The organism is Providencia alcalifaciens DSM 30120 (genome assembly GCF_000173415.1).
GTDB lineage: Bacteria > Pseudomonadota > Gammaproteobacteria > Enterobacterales > Enterobacteriaceae > Providencia > Providencia alcalifaciens.
In genome coordinates, this window is sequence record NZ_ABXW01000070.1 from 154,976 (window position 1) to 179,635 (window position 24,660).

The following is a 24,660-nucleotide window of genomic DNA, read 5'->3' on the forward strand; positions in this document are numbered from 1 at the left end:
CAATATCGTCAAGTTACAGTTTATCTGTGACTTGACGTTTTATGAGCGTATCTCTTTTTAAGACCAAGGAAATTCGTTAAACATGTCAGAAACCCAAGATGTGAATCGCGAACAGGAAATTCTCGACAATGCCGTAGCAGAAGGTGGCGCGTATGAAATACTGCGCAAGCGCCTGACAGAACAAGGGCAGCAACTTCATCAAAAAGCGGCGCAACTTAATGACAGCCGACTGACTGAATTTGGTCAAAGCCAGATGGACATCATCGGGCGTATCCGTATTCGTACTGAAAATAATTGCCAAGCCAGAGACATTGTTCGAGTCGGCGATTGGCTGCTATTTGGCTATAACGTTTTTCTTGGTTTAAAAAAAGAAACGCACATTGAAGATGTTTTTTCACTCTACCAGCTCACTGAAAATGAAGGCGATTTTGATGTAGATGCTGTTCCTTATGAAGGCACCTTCCTCAGTGACACCCGCTTTGTTCAGGATTTTACTGAACTCTACACCTATTACAAAAACACGCAGTTACTTCAATTAGTCGAACGTGATGGCAAGCTGTTAGCGAGCTTTCAAATTGGTGATCGGTTAACGGATGTGCGGGTTTTCCGCTGGTCAATTTCCAGCGATAAATCGCGTATTGAATACATCGATAATCGCGGTGAACGAGACATTGCCTTACCGCCAACCAACGATTTCGAATGGGTGCGTACCACACGAGAAAACACCGTAAATGGGCGCTATCCTCATATCAATATTCTCGATACCGTCTTTGTAGAAACGATTGGCGGTGACCTGACCATCAAATGTGAAAACAACACGGAAGATGGGCTAGGCATATATCGCGAAGCGGTACTTGATAAAAACCAATCCCTTGATGACGCCCAAATTGAATACGCACAGACTGGCAGCCTGATTTTACTCAAAATCCTGCCATATCGTGAAGAAAGCTGGCGTTATTTGGTTTACAACATCCTGAACCAAACCGTTCAGCGTATCGACGCGATTGGACAAGCCTGTGTACAGCTTCCTGAAGATCATGGCATTATTTTCCCAGGAGGCTACTACCTGCAAAATGGGGAGTATAAAACCTTTGAGCAGCCAATGGATGGGATGCGCTTTCGTCGCTTACGTCGTTCGCCCAATGGGGAAGATGTACTATATGTATTTTACTCCCCCAACCAAGGTCGTATCGCCCTTTTCAACTACAATCTGATTGAACGTAAACTTGCAGTCCCATTAATCGGGCATGGTTATGCCATGCTAGAAGATGGCAAGATGGTCTTGTTCGAAGGGGAAAGTGATGAAGCCACCCGCGTTCACCCCATGCAAGTATGGCAAACGCCTTTTTATTCTGACGAGTTTGCAGACAAACAACCCGCTCGCGGTGGTTTTCTTGGGCGTATTGGCAACGCAGATTTAGTCCGTGGAATTTCCGAAATTCTCCATATCGCCAAAGAAATTGACGGTAACCACGTGTCAGTTTCCCGCTACGAACAACTTAGCCAACAACCCAAAAACTTGCTGGATATTTTCTACTGGTTTAATGACGAGCAGTGCTTAGGCATTGGCAAGTTATTAAAAGAAATAACCCAAACCAGTGAGCTGGTTCTCGACGAGTATGAAAAAGTCGAAAGTATCCGCCAGCAATCCGCAAAATCCATGAATGAGGCAATCACTCGCCAAAAATCCTTACTTTCCCTAACCTTACCGGAAGGATGGACGAATATTCAACAATTTGTGGATGGATTAAATGCCTTAAATACCCAACAAGGACACCTGATTTCCCTACGGGAATTCCGCTATATGGATCTCACGACCCTCAGTGAGATGGAAACAGAAATTACTGACGCTCAGCAGCGTGTTTCTCAAGCTACCGCACAGTTTCTTGCCAGTGATAAAGCTCTACAACCGTTAAAAACTCAGCTGGCTACCTTTGAAGAGCAAATAGACAAGGCACAGACGAGTGCTCAGTTAGACACGCCAATGAATGACATGGAAAAAATGTCAGCGGATTTGGATATGCTCTCTAACTTAATGGCATCGCTGAGTTTCGATGATGTGACGCTACAAACACACATCATTGACGCTATTTCACAGATTTATGCGCAATTAAACCAATCTCGCGCTCGTCTACAACAAAAACGCAAATCCCAAACTAGCGTTGAAAGTGTGGCTCAATTTGGGGCTCAATTTCGTTTGTTTAGCCAAGGGATCACTAACGCACTCTCCCTTGCGACCGACCCTGAACGTTGTGATGATCAGCTATCTCGATTACTGGTTCAATTAGAAGAGCTAGAAAGTCAGTTTAGCCATCATGATGAATTTCTTGATGATATTTTAGCGAAACGCGAAGAGCTGCTGGAAACATTTGAGTCTCATAAACAAACGCTCATTGATGACCGTCAACGTCGTTCACAGAATTTACTCACTGCCGCAGACCGATTATTAGAAAGCCTTCAACGCCGCACTGTACGCTTGCAAAACCAAGATGAACTGAATGCGTTTTTTGCCACCGACCCACTGGCACAGAAAACCCGTGAAATCATCGAAAAACTTCGGGAAATCAACGATAACGTTAAAGCCGATGATATCGATGCAAGGCTCAAAGCTTCCCGAGATCAAGCTATTCGTATTCTGCGAGATAAAACCGACATCTTTGAAGATGGCGGTAACATCATTAAGCTGGGTCGCCACCGTTTCAGTGTTAATACACAAGAGCTTGACCTCACTATTTTACCGAAAGATAACCAATTGTGGGTCTATCTTACGGGCACCGATTTCCAAGAGCCGATTGATAACGCTGAACTCGCGACCTTACAACCTTACTGGACAGCAAACCTTGAGTCTGAATCCGACACCGTTTATCGCGCAGAATACCTCGCTTATTCCATCATCTATGCGGCCGCAAAACGCCAAGATGGTTTAGATTATGACACCCTAAAGAGTGCCCTTTCTGTCCCCGAGAAAATGGATAAATTGGTTCGTGATTTTGCCGCCCCGCGCTATAAAGAAGGCTACGAAAAAGGGATCCATGACCACGATGCCATTGCTATCTTGAAAAAACTGATCCCTATCGGTGAAAGTGCTGATTTACTGCGTTTCAATCCAACCGCTCGCGCTATTGCCGCCATTTTTTGGCAGCATATCCAAAATCAGGAATACCCTGCTCAGTGGCCTGAGCGAGCAAGAACCGCGATGAACATTCGTCAGTTATTCAATAACGATGACGCACTTCTCGACCTTCAAGCAGAGATCGAAGCAGATATCAGCTTATTCTTGCAAGATAACCCCATTGATTGCCAACTTCACCAGCAAGCTCAAGCCGCAGAATATCTGAGCTTTGCCTTAGCCAGAACGCCAATTGAGCTGATATACAGCAAGTATGCGCGAGACTTAGTGAGTGCACTGCAAACACGTTTAGAAGACGCACATATGTGGTTGGATTTTAACCGTTCACAACAAAACCTTGGTACACGTTATGCCCAACGCTGGGCATTACTGCAAAATTGGCTGCAAGGGTTATGTTCTATCGAGGAGTTTGCCCACCTACGCCCTTATATTCCAGGTGCGATTGCGATTATTATCTTAGATAAAATGGCATCCGCACGTTATAGCGAAGCCGATTTATACTTTAAAGTCAGTGGGCTACTAGGCGATCACCCCACTATCCATAACCAAACTCTCTCGCTAAGTTTGGATGACTATTTCAGCCGAATGCGCGAACAGCGTAAGCAATTCATTCCTGCATTTCGTCAATACCAAGCTTTGCGCCAACGTATTGTCAGTGAAGAACGCAGCCGCCTAAAACTCCATGAGTTCAAAGCGAAACCACTCAGCTCATTTGTGCGTAATAAACTTATCAATGATGTGTATCTGCCGATCATTGGCGACAACATGGCTAAGCAGATTGGCGCCCTTGGCGAAAATAAACGTACCGATTTAATGGGGCTATTGCTGATGATCTCCCCGCCGGGCTACGGTAAAACGACCTTAATGGAGTACGCGGCTGACCGCCTTGGCCTGATCTTTATGAAAATTAATGGTCCAGCCCTTGGACACGATGTTCTGTCTCTCGACCCAGAGCAAGCCCCCAATGCCACCGCTCGACAAGAGTTAGAAAAGCTCAATCTTGCCCTCGAAATGGGTAATAACGTGATGCTGTATGTGGATGACATCCAGCACACTCACCCTGAATTCTTACAGAAATTTATCTCCCTGTGTGATGGAACCCGCCGCATTGAAGGGGTATGGAAAGATAAAACCAAAACCTACGATATGCGTGGGAAAAAATTCTGCGTCGTGATGGCTGGTAACCCATATACCGAATCTGGCGAAGTATTCAGAATCCCAGATATGCTGGCTAACCGTGCAGATATTTATAACCTCGGCGAGGTATTAGGCGGCATGGATGATGCTTTTGCACTGAGCTATATTGAAAACAGCCTGACATCCAATCCTGTATTAGCACCACTGGCGCTGCGTGATTTAAACGACCTATACTTATTGGTGGATAAAGCCATGGGTAAATCCGTTTCTACCAATGCGCTCAGCTACCCCTACTCCGATGCCGAAATTAATGAAATAACCGCCGTTATTTCCCGCTTGCTAAGCTTGCGTGATGTCGTGCTGAAAGTGAATCAACAATACATTGCTAGCGCTGCACAGTCTGATAAATATCGAACTGAACCCGCATTCCGCCTACAAGGTAGTTACCGGAATATGAATAAACTCAGTGAAAAAGTTTCGTCGGTCATGAATGATGATGAACTGGAAAGATTGTTGGATGACCATTATCTCGGTGAAGCACAGTTACTGACGACGGGTGCGGAAGAAAACTTACTCAAACTGGCAGAGTTACGCGGTAGACTCAGCAAAGAAGACTCCGCTCGCTGGCAAAAAATCAAGAAAGATTTCTTGCGAAACAAAGCATTAGGCGGTGATAATGCCAATGTGGGCGATCGCGTAGTAACCCAACTCGCTCAATTGGTTGAAAGTGTACAATCTCTTGGACATCGATAATGAAAACTTGGCTAAGCCCGCGCATTAAACTGCTTATTACTCTTGCGGGTTTACTGATAGCGATTCAAATCGTCAATAGCTTAAGTGGCTATTCACTTGTCAGTTTCGGCATCCAGCCGAGGACAACCCATGGGCTGATGGGGATTATTTTTGCCCCACTGATCCATGGCGATTGGGCTCATCTTCTCAGTAATTTGCCCCCATTACTGATTTTAAGTGCTTTACTCCTACACGATTCCATCCGGAAATACGCTTATGCCAGCGCCTTCATCATTGTGATTGGCGGTGCCATCGTTTGGCTTATCGGCAGAAATGCACTGCACATTGGCGCTAGTGGCTGGATTTTTGGGCTATGGGGTTTGTTAATTGCCCAAGGCTTTTTTCGCCGAAAATGGCTAGACATCGTCATCGCCCTGTTGGTGCTGTTCTATTTCGGTGCAATGGCAAGCGGACTATTGCCCGTTCATCAAAAAATTTCCACGGAATCCCATATTGCAGGTGCGATTGCAGGGATTGCCTATGCGTGGATAGCCAATAAAAAATCGAAAATAGCGCAATCTGCTAATTCTCCGAAGGGCGCGCCAAAGTAACTCGATATACACAACGCCCCGCGCCATCTAGTAGATATTGTTCCCGCTCAACATGGACGCTTTCCCCTAATACTTCACGGAATAATGCAAGCTCGGAGCGGCAAAAATTTTGACACGCGGTCGCCGCTGCGCAGATAGGGCAATGGTTTTCAATAAACAGCCAGCCATCCTCATCATGCTCAACTTTTGCCATATAACCTTCTTCGCTACGCACCTCAGCTAATGCCGTTAAGCATTTCTCTAATGGTAACCCTTGGCAACGTGCTAAATATTTACTGCGACTCTCCGCTTCTCGCTGCTCAATCAGTTTTTCTAGCCCTGACTCACCAAAAATAGTTTTTACTGAATCTATTAACTGCAAGGCGAGCTGAGCATGAGTATCAGGAAAACGCTGATGCCCCAATTCTGTTAATACCCAATTTTGTCGAGGACGACCCGCACCTGACTGAGCCGTACATTGAACCCCCTCTACTAGCCCTAATGACGTCAACTTTTGAACATGCTGGCGAGCCGCTTCCCCCGTTAAATTCAGATCATCTGCAATGACGGAGGTGGAAATAGGTCCTTTCGTTTTAATGCAAAACAGCACCTTATCCACCGCCTGAGTCAGATTTAGATTATCAAAGTAATTACTTGCTTTATTCATAATGTGATTTTATTATCCAAGTCAATACTTGGATAATACCTCTTTCTTCACTCTTTCGTCCAGCAGGTCTGTGTATGAGCAACAAAACTGTCACTGAACTCAATGAAACAGGCACCGAACAACAAGGAAAATGGGCCGATTTACTCAGCGGTACCAATGCATTATTAACCATTGCTCTCACGGGTGGCGTTGCATTACATGCCATTAATATTTATATCGTCACCACTATCCTACCAAGCGTCGTCAACGATATTGGTGGTCTTGAATACTATGCATGGAACACCACGTTATTTGTGGCGACTTCCATTATTGGCTCAGCCTTATCCAGTAAAGTTCTGGACAGTTTGGGACCTAAATGGGCTTATCTCTTTGCCCTAGCGCTATTTTCCTTCGGTTCTATTTGGTGTGCATTATCACCTTCAATGCTGACGTTATTAGGGGGGCGCGCCTTGCAAGGACTGGGCGGAGGAATGTTGTTCGCACTTAGCTATGCGCTGATCCGGATTGTCTTTACGCCAAACTTGTGGTCTCGTGCCATGGGGGTCATTTCCGGTATGTGGGGGATCGCGACACTTTGTGGTCCCGCCATTGGCGGAATTTTCGCGCAGGGCGGTCATTGGCGCTGGGCTTTTTGGGCTTTACTGCCCGTCGCTGTTTTACTGGCAATCATTGTTATCAATCAACTACCTAGAAAAAAAAATCAACAACCACAGTCAAATAAAATTCCAGTTTTAGCTATTTCACTCTTGGTTATTTCCGTGCTTGCCATCTCAATCGGTAGCTTATCAGAAAGCTTACTCAGCAATCTTGTTGGCTTACTCATCGGTATTGCCTTGCTTATCACCATTGCGTTCATTGATGGAAAAAATGGAAAGCGTTTACTCCCTACAGGAGCTTACTCCCTGAAAACTCAACTTGGGATGATCTTCCTGACGATGTGCCTGCTAGTGGGAGGAATGACCACAGAAATTTATGTGCCTTATTTCTTGCAAACCATTCATCAGTTTTCGCCTTTGATGGCGGGGTATTTAACCGCAGTCATGGCGGCGGGTTGGACGGTGGGCGCATTACTGAGCGCCAATAAAACGGGCGCTATTGTCCTGCGTATTCTCAAGATGGGTCCGGTCATCATATTTCTATCATTGGTTATTTTAGCGATACTGACACCCAATTTAGCATTAGTGGACTCTATGCTGCTGTTTGCTCTCTATTTACTCGCCATGATGGGGGTTGGTTTAGGCATTGGCGTATGTTGGCCACATTTGGTACTGCGGGTATTTAAGGCTGCGCCAAAAGGAGAAGAAAACCTCGCCTCTTCCTCTGTTATCACTATTCAATTATATGCGACCGCATTATCCGCAGCATTAGTGGGTGTGGTGGTCAATAATAGCGGGTTGATTAGCCCTGGAGGGTTAGTCGGAGCTCAACAAGCATCTGTATGGCTATTTGCTCTGTTTGCTATTAGCCCATTCTTGGCAGCAATTTTAATTCGCAAAGTTAAATAATTAAGTCGCTGAAGGATACTCAAACGTGAGTATCCTTTTCTTATATTAACTATTTTTTAAATAAAAATAATGGGTTAGATATCATTCTATTAAGATGCTTATTGGTTTTGATTTCGATAAGCGACAAACATTCAGGACCATGCAGTACTTTTTGTTGATTCAAGCATGTTTGTTTAAATGCTGGTTCAAACAGATTTAACCGCACATACTTCTCGTGTAATTCAGGGTGCTCTTCCTGATATTCATGAATATTATCCGCAACCAATCGCCAGAAATCATCCTCATCTAAGCATTGGTTTTTATCTAAAATAACAGCCATATAGCGGAAGAAATAGTCGAATGATTCAGTCCAAAAGTGTTCAATTTTCTCACTGTCTAACATAGTGTAAGCGCGTTCAACTAGTGCCTCAGGTAACTCACCTTCATGGTTTAAAATACCGACCTCTTCCGCAATGTCCTTCATGAAAATGCCGGCAGGTTTGTCCTCTTCAATAATCAAAATAACGTTTTCACCATGAGGCATAAATACAACATCGTAAGCGTAGAAGAGATGCAATAGCGGCGATAAATAGCGTTTTAAATACTCACGTATCCATTCTCGCCCAGACAGACCGGATGCTTTGATTAATTCAATAAGGAAAGATGTACCGTGGTTATCAATATGGAGTAATGACGCCATGGTCATTAATCGCTGATTTTTATCGATTTTATCATATGGATTTTCTCGCCACAGTGCGGACAACATATGTTTTTGAGGTGATTCCTCAGTGATGACCCTTTCAAACAAAGTGTCACGGTATCCTATTGCGGCAACTTCTTTCAGTAGTTTGAAATTTTTATCAATCAAATAAGCATCTTGTGAAAATATGTTATCGAGACTTTCATTAACTGCCGGTGCCGTTTTCATTGCATAGGGGGAAAGCCCGCGCATAAATCCGGAATTAAAAATCGAGATGGCTAGCTTGATATAACGCTTATTTGGCTGACTGATATTGAACAGTGTTCGAATCGATTGCTGGGCCTTATAAGAATCAGAACTTATTCCTAAGTAAATAATTTTTTTACGAGCAATATCAGCTGCAAATCGAATTAAGACCTTTTCACGCCACTGCCACTGATGCACTGGCATCCAGTAGTAATCTTCGTTCAACACCTCATTCTGTTGAAGTACTTCATTGAAATGACTAATTTCCTCTTTAGAGAGCTCTGAATGGATTAAATCTTGGTAATTTAATGAGGAAATTGCACTGAACGTAGCTTTCTCTTTATAAACCGCAATCCACACAACATGTTGTTGAGCGCCACATTCTGGGGAATATTTAAGAGAATCAATGAAATCAAACCCATTGCACCCTTTATTGGCAACTAAAACGGGATGCCCTTCATCCATTGTAGATTCTATTAATTGATAATCGGCATGTATTAGTGCTTCGGCGTTAAGGCGATCCGCAGTTCGCTTATAGGCCCAACTGTTTAATGTCGAGATCATTTCATCAACATGTATGGGTAGTAGCGATTTATCTACCTCTAAAAACTCAAATAATTCAATGAACAGTTCTAAGGCATCAATAGGAACTTCTTGTTCTTGTTTATATTTTTTAATGGAATCGAGACAAATATCTAAATGCTCTAAGAGATACTTCTTCGCTTTGAAATGATAGCGAACCTGTTGGCTATCAATCTTAAAAACATAATTATCTTCATCGATTAATATCGGTGTGATAATTCTTTCATGGGTAAGCTCCGTTAGGAGCTTCTTTGTCATCATTTTGTTCGCCGCGAGCCAACTTTTTTGAGTCAAGTAATTATCACGGAAAATTAAACTATCACATTGTTCTAATTGCATAAATACCCTCATTTCTCATTCTTACCAGATTGAAAATGCAGAGTAAGTAAAATGCGATAGATAGACCATTTTAAAGGGTGTTAGATATACATACTTATTAGATAATTTTGAAATTAATGAAAAGTGCGCTTTTATTTAGCGCACTTTGTTCTCAATTTTTAGACCATATTATTTAGGCAATATAATTTAGACAACATTGCTTAGGCTGTACGCTTTTGGCGAAAGAAAAACGGCAACACAACAATACTCACCACCAGCACGATTATCGTGGCAATCATGACAGACATAAATGCGCTATCAAATGCCATACTCGCCTGATTTACTAAGAGATTTGCACTATCTTGCGGTAACCCTTCTGCCACAATTAACGCTTCATCGAGGCTATCGTAAGCTTTATCCGCGACAGATAGACTTTCGGGTAATGTTAACTTCGACGTATAAATTGCGGTCATCAACCCCCCCATAAACGTGACGCCCAGTACACTACCTAACTCATAAGCGACTTCCTCAATGGAAGCGGCCATCCCTGCTTTTTCATCTGGCGCATTCAGCATAATAGTGGTGGAAGCCGTGGTAAAAATGGCACCTAGCCCAAAGCCAACGCAAAATAAAAATGACAGTAACACAATGCCTGTAGAGGATTTGAACACCCACGTTAACCCTGCAACACCAATTAGCGTACAAGTGAATCCCAAAATCATCATCAATTTGGCACCGACTTTATGCAAATACATACCCGCTAAAGGCGCAGCGAGTACCGATGCGATAGGGATCGGAATAATGTACAACGCAGCCTCAAATGGGGTATACCCAAGAACCAACTGCAAGCGCTGGCTCAACAGCAATTCAACCCCCACAATAATAACCACAGACAAAATTGCCATCATAATCCCTGCAAAAAATTGCGGGTCACTGAGCAACTTGAAATCCAGCATGGGTTTTTCGGCGGTTAACTGTCGACGGCTAAAAATAACCAAAAATACAATGCCTACCGCAGCCGCTATCAGCAACGTAAACCAATCAATATTCGGTTTACCCAGCTCTTTTAAGGCATAAATTGAGCCAATCAAGCCCACCAAAATAAATAAAGAGCCTAAATAATCAATAGGTTGATTAGAATTTTTACTACTTTTCGGAATTAAATAGAGTGCAAAAGGGATCACCAACAGAACCACCGGTACGTTGATCAAAAATACAGAGCCCCACCAAAAATGATTAAGCAATATACCACCAACTAGGGGTCCTATAGCCGCACCACCGGATGCCACAGCAGACCAAATACCAATAGCCAGCGCTCGCTCTTTAGGATCTAAAAATACTTGACGAACAATTGCTAACGTCGCTGGCATACTAATCGCAGCACCGACCGCTAAAAAACCACGAGATAAAATTAAGCTGAATGCTGTTGGTGAAAATGCTGCACACAAAGAGGCAAGTGCAAATAGAGGCAATCCAAGTAGAAACATAAATTTATGCCCTACTTTATCACTTAACATTCCCGCAGCAGGTAAGAGACCTGCCACGACTAACGGATAAGCATTCATAATCCATAATTTTTCAGATGCTGTTGCACCTAAATCATGGGTTAACTTAGGTAACGCGGTATATAGTACGGTGACATCAATGACGATGAGAAATAACACACTCGATACTAATAGGAGGATAATCCAACGTTTATAATCTGTTATCATAAAATCTTCTCAACTTGTTTAATTGATCACCTTGATGGATGATCGTGTTACAATATAATTCCATACGTACGTATTGAAAAGAGGTTTTTTTTAAATGGGACGTCAACGAACGATTGATCGTGAGAAAGTGCTGGAAGCAGCAGAAGAGATTGTTATCAAACAAGGTGCTACTGCACTCACGATTGATGCAGTCGCCAAATCAATGGGGATTTCCAAAGGTGGAGTCCAATACTGCTTTGGTAATAAAGAAGCGTTAATTGATGCGATGTTTGAACGTTGGGGGCACTCTTATGATGAAATTTTTAACCAAAAAATCGCAGAGGATAATTCCCCTGAGGGTCGCGTAATTGCCCACATGAAAGCCACTGCCGATCACGATAAAACCAGTATAGCCAAAGGTGCTGCGTTAATGGCATCACTGCTTCAGACGCCTGAATATTTAGAAAGTACTCGTAAGTGGTATCGAGAACGTATTGCAAACTTAGATTTATCGACTGAAAGGGGTAAACGTGCCCGACTGTTATTTTTAGCCACTGAAGGCGCCTTCACGTTACGCTATTTTGGTTTAATGGATATCGATGACGAAGAATGGCAGGGGATTTTTACCGATATGATCAGCGAATTTAATAAGCCTTAATCGCAAGGCATATATTGCTATATGCCTCTACTTGATTGTTATTTCTTATTTTTTATCGTAAACACTCGGTACAAATACATTTCGTTCGATCATTTTTTCAATTTGCTTGTTCAAAATGGTTTCGCGATAGTGTTTATGATTACCCTGTGGCTCATTCAGATACGTATTTTTTGGGTAGATTGGATTTTCATAAATGAGCTGGGCGCATTCAGTTCGAATATCTTTCAGCCAGTTACTGACCGAAGCATTCGCGCGATGATAGCGCATCGCTTCAATGTCAATCACCCCGTAAACATAGGTTGATCCGTTAGTATCTTCTTGTTTACCAACAATTTTACCTTTGTAGTCGACTATCAGTGAACGGCCGCCACCACAGTCAATAGGCGCTTGCGTGGTTGGAAACATATACATTGAGCCAATATTAGGCGCGACAACATAGAAGTTATTTTCCAATGCTCGGGCACGGTTGGATATCTCAAACAAGTCATTTTCAGTAAATGGTGTCGGCAATGATGCTCGATACACCACTTCAGCTCCATTTAATGCCAGACCTCGACCATTTTCAGGAAAATTTCCTTCCATCGCCATCATGATCCCTAAACGACCAATTTCGGTATCAACAACAGGCCAAAAAGACTGTAATGAGCGTCCATATTTTTTAATCCACTCATCATACAGATCATGAGGAGATGCCGACCGCTCACAGGGCAGTAAAGAGGACATTTTATGGTGTTTCAGAATAATGTTACCTTTCGGGTCAATAATAAACCCGACGTTAAACATAATTCCCGGCCAATCAGGATCACGTGTTTTCGCCTGCGCCATGATGTAAACATTTTGAGATTTCGCTAACTCACCTAACCTATCGGTTTCTGGACCTGGGATATCAATAGCCCCGTCTTTTAAGAATTCCGCAATAGGCAAATCCAGCGCTTCATCATTGAAGCCTTGTAATGCCCCCTCCGGGAGGACGAGTAACCTCACGGGAAGATCTAATGAAGATAGCCACAGCGCACCATGGGATAGCTCTTCAAGATGGTCGATATTTTTCATAATATCGCTACGCGTTTTTATTCCCCACGTTGTTGGCACTAAACCCACTACACCATATGGCTTTATCATAATAATTCTCCGATTTTATTTTCGAGTTACCTGCATTTTGCATTGTTCAAAAATCAAACTCATCGAATATTATTCATATGTTAATTTTATGTCAAATATATATTAATTTTCATTTTATGGATATTTACGCTTAGTTTTATCACTATTCATAACTAATATTTCAATTAAAAATTTAAGCTATAAACATATGAATAACCTGCTATAAACCCTATTTACTACAAATATAACCTAACGTTACTTTTGTTTTATACAGTTGAAAATCAATTTGTTACGTAATTTTAAATCTTTTTAATTTCTGCATGAAAGTAATATAGGAATACATTTTCATTTATAAAATAAAAGGAGAAATAAATATAAATCTTAAGATTTATTAATATTTAATACAAAAACAAAAAATGCATGAAATATCCGCTTACTGCATTTATTGTACATTTCATTAACATTTCTATTGTGATTTAACTTAAAAAAGTAAAGTGTATTGTCGGCTTTTCAGATTTAAAAAATATACGTACTTGCCATTAAAAAAATATCGATCGAATAACGATTAGAGAGTGATTTATGACAATACAAACATCTGAAATTACATCTGTATCCTCAAAACGCACGACCTTTAAAGTCATGCTGGTTTGCTGGCTAAGCATTTTATTTGAAGGTTATGACGTTGGGGTTATGGGTGCGGTTTTACCCACACTCTCTGAATATAAAGAGTGGAATTTAACCCCAATTGAATTAGGCGCCTTGAGCAGTTATACCCTCGTGGGAATGTTCTTTGGTGCTTTTATTATCGGAACGTTAAGCGAGTTATATGGTCGACGACGCATGCTATTAATTTGCGTTACGCTGTTTTCGTCCACCATGTTAGCCACCGCTTTAGCGCCAACACCTTGGTTTTTTTGGATTAATGCGATTTATCGGTGGTATCGGTCTTGGGGGGGTTATTCCTGTCGCTGCCGCCCTCACAATAGAATATTCCCCAACCGAAAAAAGATCGTTCAACTATGCCATCATGTACTCGGGCTATTCACTCGGTATTTTATGTGCTGCACTCGTTGCTATCGCTATTCTTAGCCAATTTGGTTGGCGTGGCGTGATGATAGTCGGTGCTTTACCCTTGCTGTTAATCTGGCCGATGTCTCGCTTGTTACCTGAATCTATTGAATACCTCAACAATCGAGGGTTACACGATAAAGCGAAAAAATTGGCTGAAAAGCTTGAAGTTACCTATCACGAACCTGTGAAACACGAAAAACAAGCTTCCCGCAGTTTAAAAGAAGTGGTTGCGATTATCTTTTCCAAAGACTACCTACGAGCAACTTGCTGTTTCTGGGTTGCGCTGTTTTGTGGTGGTTTCATTGTTTACGGGCTCAATACTTGGCTACCCTCCATTATGCGTAAAGAAGGTTACGATCTGGGCTCCAGCTTAACCTTCTTAGTGGTGTTCAGTTTGTCTTCAGCACTAGGTGGGTTATTCCTCGGGAAAGTCGCTGATAAATGCGGCGCTAGAGGAACTGTTGCGTTCTTCTTTATGCTTGGCGCTATGGGTATTGGTTTGATGGTATTTAAACAAAATATCTATATGAACTATTTACTTGTCGGTCTTGCTGGGATTGGCTGCATTTCTGCGCCGCTCATCCTAACGGGCTATGTGGCGCATTTCTATCCATCAAGCGTACGGGCTTCTGCAACCGGTTGGACAATGAGTATTTCCCGTGTAGGTGCCATGTCTGGACCGATGTTTGGAGCGTATATTGCCAGCTTGGGTGTCGCAAGTAGTTGGAACTTTGCAGCATTCTCAGCCGTAACCGTCATTGGCGGTATTGCTGTCATGCTACTTCCTAGTAAGCGTCTATAGATAATAGATAAAAAATCCCCTCTACCATTGAGAGGGGATTTTTTCTTCAGTGTTATCTATTCAGGATTATCACCAAAAACGGTTAATTTGCTCACGCAATGCCTCAGCCGTCGCTTTTCCTTTTTCCCCGACCAACGCTCGACCAGCAATAAAGGCTTTCGCTTTGATACCTTCAAAAAGGTGAATATCTTCTGGCACAATACCGCCTGTTATCGACAATTCGAGACCTAAATCAGAAAGTTGGCGCATTTTGGTAAGATCTTCAGGCCCCCAACCGACCCCGGCTAATTCAGCATCACGGGAACGGTGGTAAATCGCCTGTTTGATCCCTAAATCCACCCAACGCTGCGCATCGTCTAATGTCCAATTACCATACAGCTCAATTTGAATTTCACGCTTAAATTCATCCGCCACTTTTTTACACGCAGTGATGGTGGCAATATGCGCGGCTGCAGAAACCGTGATCCAATCCGCTCCGGCTTCGAATGCCATTTTGGATAAAATAGCGCCACCATCTGTCGTTTTCATGTCACACACAATGATGTGGGATGGATGATTACGACGCAGCGTCGATACCGCGTTCATTCCTTCGGCAAAAGCTAAAATAGTACCAATTTCAATCACATCAACAAAAGACTCAACGTTATTAGCGACTACCAGCGCATCTTTCAGATTCGTTTGGTCTAATGCAATTTGAATTAAAGGTTTAGTCATTTGATTATCCTAGTGTTTTAGATTAATTCGGAGATTTCATACATAGCGGCTTAAGCTAATGCAGCATCAATCACCTGATAAACATCTTCAGCGCTGGTACAGCGGCGAATTTTATCGAGGTCAATCCCCGTTTCGCTCTCCTCATCATCCAACACTTGAGTCACTTCCATTAAACCTTCCATATGCTCATCAGAAGAGCTACCCGCTAAAGTGATCAAGATATCTACAGGTTCACTTTCCCCCTCAAATACAATGGGTTCTTTAAGAGTGACTAAAGCAAAAGCTGTTTTTAAGACACCATTTTCAGGGCGAGCATGAGGCAAGGCTAAATTAGGAGCAATACAGATATAAGGACCTAACTCTTTGACGCTGCTAATAATCGCTTCATGGTAGTCCGGTAAAATCGCACCTGATGCAATGAGCATATCGGTGCCAATCTTAATCGCATCCTGCCAATTATCCGCCGATGCGTGTAACTGAATGGAATTGTTCTCCATTAGAGATTGTTTAAAACCCATGGCATTGCTCTCCTATGGTCATGGACACTCATCACTGAATACCCATGACAAATTTAGTTATTGGATTTATTTCGATTCACTAAAGTTATTATGAATAATTGACAGTAATTCATCGCCGAATGAGTTCGGGTTTAACATGTTCTGAACGCCCAGAATGAATTTGCCTTCCCCTGCATCCATTTCGGATGAGAGATGCTTGGATGAAACAATGATATCGGTGTTCGCCAATTTTGATTTGTAATCCGAGACCGCGCAGGAATCCATAACATGAGGAATGCCCTTACTTTCAAGATATTTGGCAATTTTCATTTTCATCATCATTGATGAACCCTGCCCATTACCACACACGGCGAGGATACTGACAGGTCTAGCACTGCTTGAAATAGGTTGCTGGGTTTGCTCGTTCTCAATATTCTGCGCTACCTGTGGCTCTACCGCCGCAGCCGCTTGAGCATCTTCTTCTGCACGCAATCTTTTCGATGCAAAGTACATATAAACAAATGACAGTCCAATCAACACAAAGAAAAAATATTTTGAGAAAGAGAGACCTTGCATCACAGGAGGGAAAACTAATGCCCAGTCAGCCATTCCCATCCAGCCGCTAAAATCTGTTCCTTGTTGGCTAAATAACGATATCGCCCATGCCGATCCAAAGACCTCAATAATCCCCATCACAAAACAGATTTTCATAACGGCTTTCCAGCCACCAAAATGGTTAGCAAACACCCCTATCGTGGCATTAGAGAAGAACATCGGAATAAAGCCTGGAATAATCATGATCGGAGAGCTTAATCCCAACATGATTAACACCGCAGTAAACTGACCTAATGCCCCCCACATGAAACCAAACACCATTGCATTTGGCGAGAATGCGTAAATTGCGGCGCAGTCAATGGCAAGGACAGCATTAGGAATAACACGCTCAGAAATTCCTTTAAATGCTTCAGACAGCTCGGCGACAAACATCCGCACCCCAGTCACGATGATCTGAATGGCGACTGCGAATTTCAAACCGGTTTCTAAAATATAGATACTCCAATGGGTTTTCCCTGCCATTTCTTGCAGGTTAGTTAATCCAAAGGAAAGGAGGATGATACCGAAGAAAACCGTCATAACAATGGCAGTGGCAGCAATGCTATCATGGAAAATATGCAGCCATTTCGGCAACTTAAGATTATCGACGCTATCATTTTTATCACCGAGCTTATGCGCTATTTTGGTAGCAATCCATGATGCGACTTGTTGCTGGTGACCAATTGAAAACCCAGCTCCACCAGTGACAGATTCCGTTGGCTTAAACATAATATTGGATGAAATGCCCCAATATAGCGCCATCAGAATTGCAGAATAGATAATGGTTTCCCACATACTGGTTCCCAGCACAAAATAGAATACTGCAATCAATCCTGCTTGCTGGAACATGATATGCCCCGTCAGCATAATGGTGCGTATTCCCGTAATACGACGGAACAGAACCAACAGTATGTTAATACCCAATGCAATCAGCACCGTATAACCCACCCATGAATAGTTATCTCCCATGGTTTCCATGGTCGCCATCATTGAGGTATAAGGGTCAATAACTGAGCCGGTAAGGTGATGATACTCTGACATTTTGGCAATGACAGGTTTGAAACTGGAGACTAATGTGTCGGCACCCACTTGCACTAACATAAAGCCGACGATGGTTTTAATGGTTCCTTTTAGGATGGTCGTACCATCTCTCTTTAGAAGCCAGTAGCCAATCAACGTGACTAATCCCAGTAATAACGGGGCTTTTGTCATCACTTGGCTGTAAAAAATATAGAATGAGTCGTACAGAAAATCCATATTTTTACCCCTAAATCAAATTTAGTGTGAATTATTATCTTATTTAAAAGTACATTACCCTGATCACAGACAAGCATTCTCACGCTATAATCAAACAGTTTATCAATTCAATCACTCAAATACATTTTGCAATCATAAGTAATCATTAAGTGCTCATTTATGATTGTTTAAAGTGATACTTTTTGACCAGCAAAAAACCCTACATTTGCTGTGTCGATCACAACAAATATAGTAAAAATGATATTTTACAGTTAGTTATATGTTTTATTTAACATGGGTAATTTTTGAAATTAGTAAGTTGACAATTTTCACTGTGATCATATAGAATCAAATCCAATCATTTTGAATCAAAAGTTGTCATACTGACTATCACCACTCACGACGAAAAATGATTATACAGAAATAAGGCGCGACACATGAATGAGACACAAAGACATCATGAAATTTTGTCTTTATTGAAAGAAAATCAAATCATTAACGTATCTTTCATTACAGAGCATTTTAATATCTCGCCTGCAACCGCCCGTCGAGATATCGCCAAACTGGATGAGCAAGGTAAGCTCAAAAAAATACGTAATGGTGCGGAGCGCATTGAAGAGAAAAAACGCAAATGGTCACCACTGAATATCAACAGTACCGATCATTACGAAGAGAAATCACAGATTGCGGTAAAAGCAGCGGAGCTTTGCCAACCCGGAGATAGCGTTGTTATCAACTGTGGTTCCACCGCATTTTTGCTAGGACAGCAGCTTTGTGGAAAAGGCGTGCAAATTGTGACCAACTATTTCCCGCTAGCCAGCTACTTGATTGAAGAAGAACACGAGGACGTGATTCTGATTGGCGGGCAATATAACCGAACACAAGGTATTTTTCTTAACCCAGCCCTCAGCACATTGATGGGCTATGCCGGAAACTGGATGTTTACCTCAGGGAAAGGGTTAACGGAAGCAGGGCTGTATAAAACAGATATGCTGACTGCCGTTGCTGAGCAACAGATGCTTGATCGCATAGATAAACTGGTTGTCGTTGTGGATAGTTCAAAAGTGGGAAGTCAAACTGGCATGCTTTTTTGCCCCACAAATAAAATTGACTATCTGATCACAGGTAAAAGCGCCGACCCGAAAATTCTCCAAGCCATCAAAGCCCAAGGCACGCAAGTCATCCTTGTATAATTAGACTAACAATCTAATTCAACGAATTAACAAATTTATTCTGTATTTCGCCTTATTTTCATTAATAAGGCGCTAATCCCCTACATTTGAAATTCTGGATAGGAAAGGTGTTGCTATGAGTAAAGTAAATGAAATTACCCGTGAATCTTGGATTTTAAGCACATTCCCTGAATGGGGAACATGGTTGAATGAAGAGATTGAAAAAACCGTTGTAGAGCCAAACACCTTCTCTATGTGGTGGCTAGGCTGTACAGGTATTTGGTTGAAAAGCGCAGGCAACACCAATATTTCCATCGATTTTTGGTGTGGAACTGGCAAAAAGACACAGAAAAATCCGCTGATGAACCAGCAACATCAAATGATGCGAATGGGGGGTGTTGAAGCATTACAGCCTAACCTACGTACCTCAATCTTCCCTCTTGATCCCTTTGCAATTAAAGATGTTGATGCCATTTTGGCATCCCATGATCATGCCGATCATATTGATGTTAACGTCGCTGCGGCGGTACTGCAAAACTGTGGCGATCATGTGAAATTTATCGGCCCACAAGCCTGTGTCAATCTGTGGACTGGCTGGGGTGTACCAGAAGATCGCTGTATTGTGGCAAAAGTCGGTGATGTGATTGAAGTGGGCGACATGAAAATTCGCGTACTGGATTCATTCGATCGAACAGCGCTAGTGACCTTACCAAAAGGTGTTTCGTCCTATGACAAAGCAATTTTAGATGGTATGGATGACCGTGCAGTGAACTATTTAATTGAAACCACAGGCGGTTCACTCTATCACTCTGGTGACTCTCACTATTCCAACTATTACGCCGCACATGGTAACCGCTACAATATCGATGTTGCACTGCTTTCTTTCGGTGAAAACCCGCGTGGCGTCACTGATAAAATGACCTCATCCGATATTTTACGTGCCGCAGAGTCTTTAGATTGCACCACCGTCATTCCATTCCACCACGATATTTGGGCAAACTTCCAAAATGATCCACGTGAAATTGAAGTGCTGTGGAATATGAAAAAAGAGCGCTTACAATATAAATTTGCCCCATTCTTCTGGCAAGTCGGAGGAAAATATACCTACCCAACGGATAAGGGGCGTATGCATTATCAGCATTTCAGAGGCTTCCAAGATATCTTTAAAAACGAACCTGAATTGCCGTATAAAGCCTTCTTGTAAGGTTGATATCGATTAAAAAACAAAATCCGGTAAGGCGCATTCCTTACCGGATTTTTATTATCTTAATAAAACCGCTAACTTTATGTTAATCACAAAAATAGTGATTAAGGGATCACGCCCAGCAATTTAAACCAAAAATAATCCAGCGGCACCAAGAGGAAAAAGGTCAAAATAAACAAGATAAGGCACAATCTAATCCCATCCATTAACGGGACTTTTCCCATCCCCATCGCTACGACGATCGGAGACGCTTGGTAAGGCAACAATGGTGTTGAATAACCAATCACTTGCACCATAAGAACCGCAATCAGTGGGAAACCGGTAGCACTGGAGAGAGACTCTGCTAATGGGGTATAAAGCGCAGGAACACCATTGGCTGTCACTACAAAATTTAAACCGCTGGTCAGACCCACCAAACTACCAAAATCTATAAATGGGTTATTTGGATCAAGTGGTAGCATCTTCTGTAAGTAAGTACCAACCACCATGCCTACATTGGAATAACTCACTAATGTGGCAAGGCTCAAAATCCCTGCTACATAAATACAAGTGCGGATATTCACGGCTTTCACAAACTCGTCATTGGTGACAAACCCAACTTTCGGCAGTAAACAAAAACACGCGGCCACCAGCCCAACCCACGCAGGAGAAATACCATGAGCGGTATCCGTGATCCAAAATAACAACGTTATCGCTAATACGATGCCGAGCTTTTTCTCATCACGGCTCATCGGCGGTAACGTTTTCTGCTCAGCTACTGGCTGCAATTTAGCGGGAAATAGGAAATAAATGCACAGAACAACCAACGAACCTTTGATAAGCCCTAAGATCGGCATATGCAGGAACAGATAATTTAAATAGGAAAGTTTAAGGTGATACGTGGTTTCTATTGCCCCCGCCATCACTAAATTAGGTACGTTGGCAGGCAATATTGTTGCCGACAGTTGGAAAGTACCAAAACCCACCGCCAGCGCTAATCCAATGCGTCCTCGGCTACCACTTTGTAACCCAACTTTGTCCGCAATCGCCATGACAATTGGCATTAATAATGCGATTCGCCCCATATTCGACGGCATAATAAATGCCAGTCCATAAGCGAGGATTACCACACCAATAATCAGCTTTAGCCATGAACTCGTGAAACGCCCTGAAATGTGTTGAGCGATACGCTCCGCCAGCCCCACTTTATTGATGGCAAACCCGAGAATGAATCCACTCAGTACCAACCAAAATGCTTCTGAGGTAAACCCAGAAAAAATGATATTGGTCGGTGCTAAATGTAAACATGCCGCTGCGGCTAAAAACAGTAATGCAACCAGATATTCTGGTAACTTCCCTGTCGCCCAAAACCCTATTGTGATTGCGATGACAACCGCACTCAACCATTCTATGTCTGCCATCCACGTCGCCTTTATCTTGGTTTTATTATTTTCAATTATTGCCCGAAACTGCATCAAGAAAATTAAGTATACGTGAAATTAATACTCTATAGATGTATATATAACAAACTAAATACCATCGGTTTGTTATAGTTTATAAAGGTGACTTTATATACATTTTACTTTATTTCTTAACACTATAATAAATAAAGTAAACAATATGATTATACCGATTCCTTACTCAAAATATGTAGACCACCTCATCACCCAAAATAAAACAATCCCCAATGAATTAACTAAATCACAGCTCCATATCTTGGCTGTTAACAATATTCAATCTCAATTAATAAAGAGAAAATCTATTGAAATAATTGATAAATTTTCAGCTCAGATCCAATGCGGTAATATTTCGGTTAAAAATCTAAGAAAAATTGGCGAGGGTAGCTACGGAAATGCATATCGTTTTGAAAATTACGTTATAAAAGTGCCAAAAAAACCAGACCAGTTCGCACCAGAGTACGCTACCTGCAAAAGAACTTCGCGTATATTAAATGAAATCAATGGTCATCATTTTTCCAGAACCTCCACCTTACCCGATACAGGCCAACGTATTTTAATCACTAAATTTGTCGATGGTGAAGATGCCCAACCATTAGAAGCCTTTGATTTTATAAAATCTCACCAACGTATCCTTCATGATTTTTATGTACAGGGAAATGTGAAGAAAGATAAACAGGGTAAATTATATTTAATCGATGCTGATCAAGTCACTCTATCTTATCAAGGCCGACGAAATTCAATAGCGAGTGAAGAGTTTTATGAAGATTTTGAATGTTTTCGTGGAGAGGAGCTGGTGGTTCCCAAAAGAATGAAATCGCCGGAAAAATACAGTTTAGACTGAATATCTTGATGGTAATAAAAAGCCAGTATAACTAAGTCCGTCATACTGGCTGTATTTTTAAAGCAGTGGATGATTACTCAACCGTCACCGATTTAGCGAGGTTACGTGGTTGGTCTACGTCAGTCCCTTTGATTAAGGCTACATGATAAGACAGGAGTTGTAGAGGAACAGTATAGAAAATTGGTGCAATTAACTCTTCCACATGAGGTAGAGAAACAATTTTCATATTTTCGCTCGCTTCAAAACCTGCATCTTGGTCAGCAAACACATACAGTAAACCGCCACGCGCACGCACTTCTTCAATGTTAGATTTCAGCTTTTCTAGCAATTCGTTATTTGGTGCAACGATGATGACTGGCATATCCGCATCAATGAGTGCCAATGGACCATGTTTCAATTCGCCCGCAGCGTAAGCTTCTGCATGAATGTAAGAGATCTCTTTCAGCTTCAGTGCGCCTTCAACGGCAATAGGGAACTGGTCACCACGACCTAAAAACAGTGCATGGCTCTTATCAGAGAAATCTTCAGCTAATGCTTCAATCACTTTATCCTGAGATAACATGCTTTCAATGCGCGCTGGCAATGCATGCAGAGCCGTTGCGATACGCTCTTCTAACTCTGGTTTTGCCCCTTTGAGGCGCCCCATGTAAGCCACCAGCATTAACAATACGGTTAGCTGAGTTGTGAATGCTTTCGTCGACGCAACACCAATTTCCGCACCGGCTTTGGTCATCAGGGAAAATTCAGATTCGCGAACTAATGAAGACGCACCCACGTTACAAATTGCCAGCGATGTTAAGTAACCTAGCTCTTTCGATAAACGTAGAGCCGCTAATGTATCCGCTGTTTCCCCTGATTGGGAAATGGTGATCATCAAGCTACCTTTACGGTGAGCGGGTTTACGGTAACGGTACTCTGACGCAATTTCGACATCACATGGAATACCAGCGAGTGATTCAAACCAGTAACGCGCAACCATACCTGCGTTATAGGAGGTTCCGCATGCTACGATTTGGATATGATCAACTTGAGATAGAATTTCGCTGGCTTTCGAACCTAATTCGCTCAGGTCGATGCCATTATCTTGGCTAAAACGCCCTTCAAGAGTGTTCTTAATTGCCATCGGCTGTTCATAAATCTCTTTTTGCATGTAATGGCGGTAAGCGCCTTTATCACCTGCATCGTATTGAACATTCGATTCAATCTGTTCACGCTCAACTGGTGCGCCTTGCTTATCAAAAATACGCACAGTGCGGCGAGTCACTTCAGCAATATCCCCTTCTTCAAGGTAGATAAAGCGACGGGTGACAGGCAATAACGCCAATTGGTCGGAAGCTAAGAAGTTTTCGCCAACACCAAGGCCGATAACCAGTGGGCTACCAGAACGCGCAGCAACGAGTAAATCAGGATTACGGCTATCCATAATCACAGTGCCATAAGCGCCACGTAATTGTGGGATCACTCGCTGAACCACTTCCAGTAATGTACCGCCTTGCTGCTGTTCATGATGAACAAGGTGCGCAATAACTTCGGTGTCAGTATCTGAACTGAAGATATAACCGAGTTTTTTCAGCGCTTCTTTCAGCTCTAAATAGTTTTCGATAATTCCGTTGTGAACAACGGCGATATAACCTGAGGTATGAGGGTGAGCATTACGCTCACTTGGAATACCATGAGTCGCCCAACGAGTATGCGCGATACCCGTTCCACCAGAAACAGGATTTTTTTCTGCTTCTTCCGCCAGCATTTGTACTTTACCGACTTCACGTAAGCGTTGCAGATGACCTTCATGATCAACCACCGCCATGCCCGCAGAGTCATAACCACGGTATTCTAAACGGCGAAGACCTTCTAACAGAATTTCCGCGATATCACGTTGTGCGACAGCACCAACAATTCCACACATATTAAGTTATTCCTAAATAAAGGGGTTATTCCCCTCTTATTGTCGCAACCTGATTATTGTTCAGCTTTCGCTGTTCCCCAGCCTTGTAGAAACGGGGAATTTTATTGTTTTATTTGTTTGCTACTTTTGTAGCGATTTTTATATTAAA

At 42.4% G+C, this 24,660-nt stretch carries 17 protein-coding genes and 1 pseudogene; 9 read left to right on the forward strand and 9 right to left on the reverse strand.

All coding sequences use genetic code 11. The features are described 5' to 3' along the window. Positions 1-82 precede the first annotated feature (82 nt). A complete protein-coding gene (locus PROVALCAL_RS17255; protein ID WP_006660628.1) occupies positions 83-5,020 on the forward strand; it encodes a DNA repair ATPase in 4,938 nt (1,645 codons plus the stop codon). Further along, positions 5,020-5,610 (forward strand): rhomboid family intramembrane serine protease, encoded by a 591-nt coding sequence (locus PROVALCAL_RS17260; RefSeq protein WP_006660629.1) that lies wholly within the window; start codon positions 5,020-5,022, stop codon positions 5,608-5,610. Before PROVALCAL_RS17255 ends, PROVALCAL_RS17260 begins: the two co-directional genes overlap by 1 nt. On the opposite strand, the gene PROVALCAL_RS17265 is transcribed toward PROVALCAL_RS17260, so the two are convergent. Then, entirely contained in the window at positions 5,582-6,256 is a 675-nt protein-coding gene (locus tag PROVALCAL_RS17265; protein WP_006660630.1) for a helix-turn-helix transcriptional regulator, read from the reverse strand. The two genes, PROVALCAL_RS17260 and PROVALCAL_RS17265, sit on opposite strands and share 29 nt — an antisense overlap. Before the next feature lie 74 nt (positions 6,257-6,330). Between PROVALCAL_RS17265 and PROVALCAL_RS17270 the strand changes: the two genes are divergently transcribed. After that, positions 6,331-7,761, forward strand: a complete 1,431-nt coding sequence (locus PROVALCAL_RS17270; protein ID WP_006660631.1) for an MFS transporter — start codon at positions 6,331-6,333, stop codon at positions 7,759-7,761. Positions 7,762-7,810: 49 nt separating this feature from the next. Here PROVALCAL_RS17270 and PROVALCAL_RS17275 read toward each other — a convergent pair whose 3' ends face one another. Together PROVALCAL_RS17275 and PROVALCAL_RS17280 are read right to left on the reverse strand one after the other, a co-directional pair. Then, a complete protein-coding gene (locus PROVALCAL_RS17275) occupies positions 7,811-9,607 on the reverse strand; it encodes an IucA/IucC family protein (RefSeq protein WP_050788090.1) in 1,797 nt (598 codons plus the stop codon). Between the two features lie 200 nt (positions 9,608-9,807). Then, positions 9,808-11,298, reverse strand: a complete 1,491-nt coding sequence (locus PROVALCAL_RS17280) for an MFS transporter (RefSeq protein WP_006660633.1) — start codon at positions 11,296-11,298, stop codon at positions 9,808-9,810. A 94-nt stretch (positions 11,299-11,392) separates the two neighbouring features. Between PROVALCAL_RS17280 and PROVALCAL_RS17285 the strand changes: the two genes are divergently transcribed. After that, positions 11,393-11,935, forward strand: a complete 543-nt coding sequence (locus tag PROVALCAL_RS17285) for a TetR/AcrR family transcriptional regulator (RefSeq protein WP_006660634.1) — start codon at positions 11,393-11,395, stop codon at positions 11,933-11,935. A gap of 45 nt (positions 11,936-11,980) precedes the next feature. Here the strand turns inward: PROVALCAL_RS17285 and PROVALCAL_RS17290 are convergent, their stop codons facing one another. Continuing rightward, a complete protein-coding gene (locus tag PROVALCAL_RS17290; protein ID WP_006660635.1) occupies positions 11,981-13,057 on the reverse strand; it encodes a nitrilase-related carbon-nitrogen hydrolase in 1,077 nt (358 codons plus the stop codon). 669 nt (positions 13,058-13,726) lie between these two features. On the opposite strand from PROVALCAL_RS17290, the pseudogene PROVALCAL_RS20120 reads away from it, so the two are divergent. Next, positions 13,727-14,507 (forward strand): annotated as a pseudogene (locus tag PROVALCAL_RS20120) (MFS transporter); the annotation flags it as partial. Then, positions 14,493-14,909: an MFS transporter gene (locus tag PROVALCAL_RS20125; protein ID WP_409371736.1), complete on the forward strand. Its 417-nt coding sequence runs from the start codon at positions 14,493-14,495 to the stop codon at positions 14,907-14,909. The pseudogene PROVALCAL_RS20120 and the gene PROVALCAL_RS20125, both read left to right, overlap by 15 nt. A 69-nt stretch (positions 14,910-14,978) precedes the next feature. On the opposite strand, the gene PROVALCAL_RS17300 is transcribed toward PROVALCAL_RS20125, so the two are convergent. The 3 genes from PROVALCAL_RS17300 to PROVALCAL_RS17310 all read right to left on the reverse strand — a co-directional run bounded on the left by PROVALCAL_RS17300 (position 14,979) and on the right by PROVALCAL_RS17310 (position 17,971). Further along, on the reverse strand, positions 14,979-15,623 hold the full coding sequence (locus tag PROVALCAL_RS17300) for a 3-keto-L-gulonate-6-phosphate decarboxylase UlaD (RefSeq protein WP_006660637.1): 645 nt from the start codon (positions 15,621-15,623) through the stop codon (positions 14,979-14,981). A gap of 50 nt (positions 15,624-15,673) precedes the next feature. Beyond that, entirely contained in the window at positions 15,674-16,141 is a 468-nt protein-coding gene (locus tag PROVALCAL_RS17305; protein ID WP_006660638.1) for a PTS sugar transporter subunit IIA, read from the reverse strand. Between the two features lie 66 nt (positions 16,142-16,207). Next, positions 16,208-17,971: a PTS ascorbate-specific subunit IIBC gene (locus PROVALCAL_RS17310; RefSeq protein WP_006660639.1), complete on the reverse strand. Its 1,764-nt coding sequence runs from the start codon at positions 17,969-17,971 to the stop codon at positions 16,208-16,210. A 416-nt stretch (positions 17,972-18,387) separates the two neighbouring features. Between PROVALCAL_RS17310 and ulaR the strand changes: the two genes are divergently transcribed. Further along, the gene (gene ulaR, locus PROVALCAL_RS17315) at positions 18,388-19,143 is read left to right on the forward strand and encodes an HTH-type transcriptional regulator UlaR (RefSeq protein WP_006660640.1); all 756 of its coding nucleotides are present in this window, start codon (positions 18,388-18,390) and stop codon (positions 19,141-19,143) included. Positions 19,144-19,258: 115 nt separating this feature from the next. Continuing rightward, positions 19,259-20,326, forward strand: a complete 1,068-nt coding sequence (gene ulaG, locus PROVALCAL_RS17320; RefSeq protein WP_006660641.1) for an L-ascorbate 6-phosphate lactonase — start codon at positions 19,259-19,261, stop codon at positions 20,324-20,326. A 104-nt stretch (positions 20,327-20,430) separates the two neighbouring features. On the opposite strand, the gene PROVALCAL_RS17325 is transcribed toward ulaG, so the two are convergent. Next, positions 20,431-21,726, reverse strand: coding sequence for an SLC13 family permease (locus PROVALCAL_RS17325; RefSeq protein ID WP_039862326.1), 1,296 nt, complete (start codon positions 21,724-21,726; stop codon positions 20,431-20,433). Positions 21,727-21,925: 199 nt separating this feature from the next. Here PROVALCAL_RS17325 and PROVALCAL_RS17330 point away from each other — a divergent pair, with 199 nt between their 5' ends. Continuing rightward, positions 21,926-22,606 (forward strand): hypothetical protein, encoded by a 681-nt coding sequence (locus PROVALCAL_RS17330; protein ID WP_006660643.1) that lies wholly within the window; start codon positions 21,926-21,928, stop codon positions 22,604-22,606. Positions 22,607-22,679: 73 nt separating this feature from the next. Here the strand turns inward: PROVALCAL_RS17330 and glmS are convergent, their stop codons facing one another. Next, on the reverse strand, positions 22,680-24,512 hold the full coding sequence (gene glmS, locus PROVALCAL_RS17335) for a glutamine--fructose-6-phosphate transaminase (isomerizing) (RefSeq protein ID WP_006660644.1): 1,833 nt from the start codon (positions 24,510-24,512) through the stop codon (positions 22,680-22,682). Positions 24,513-24,660: the final 148 nt, after the last annotated feature.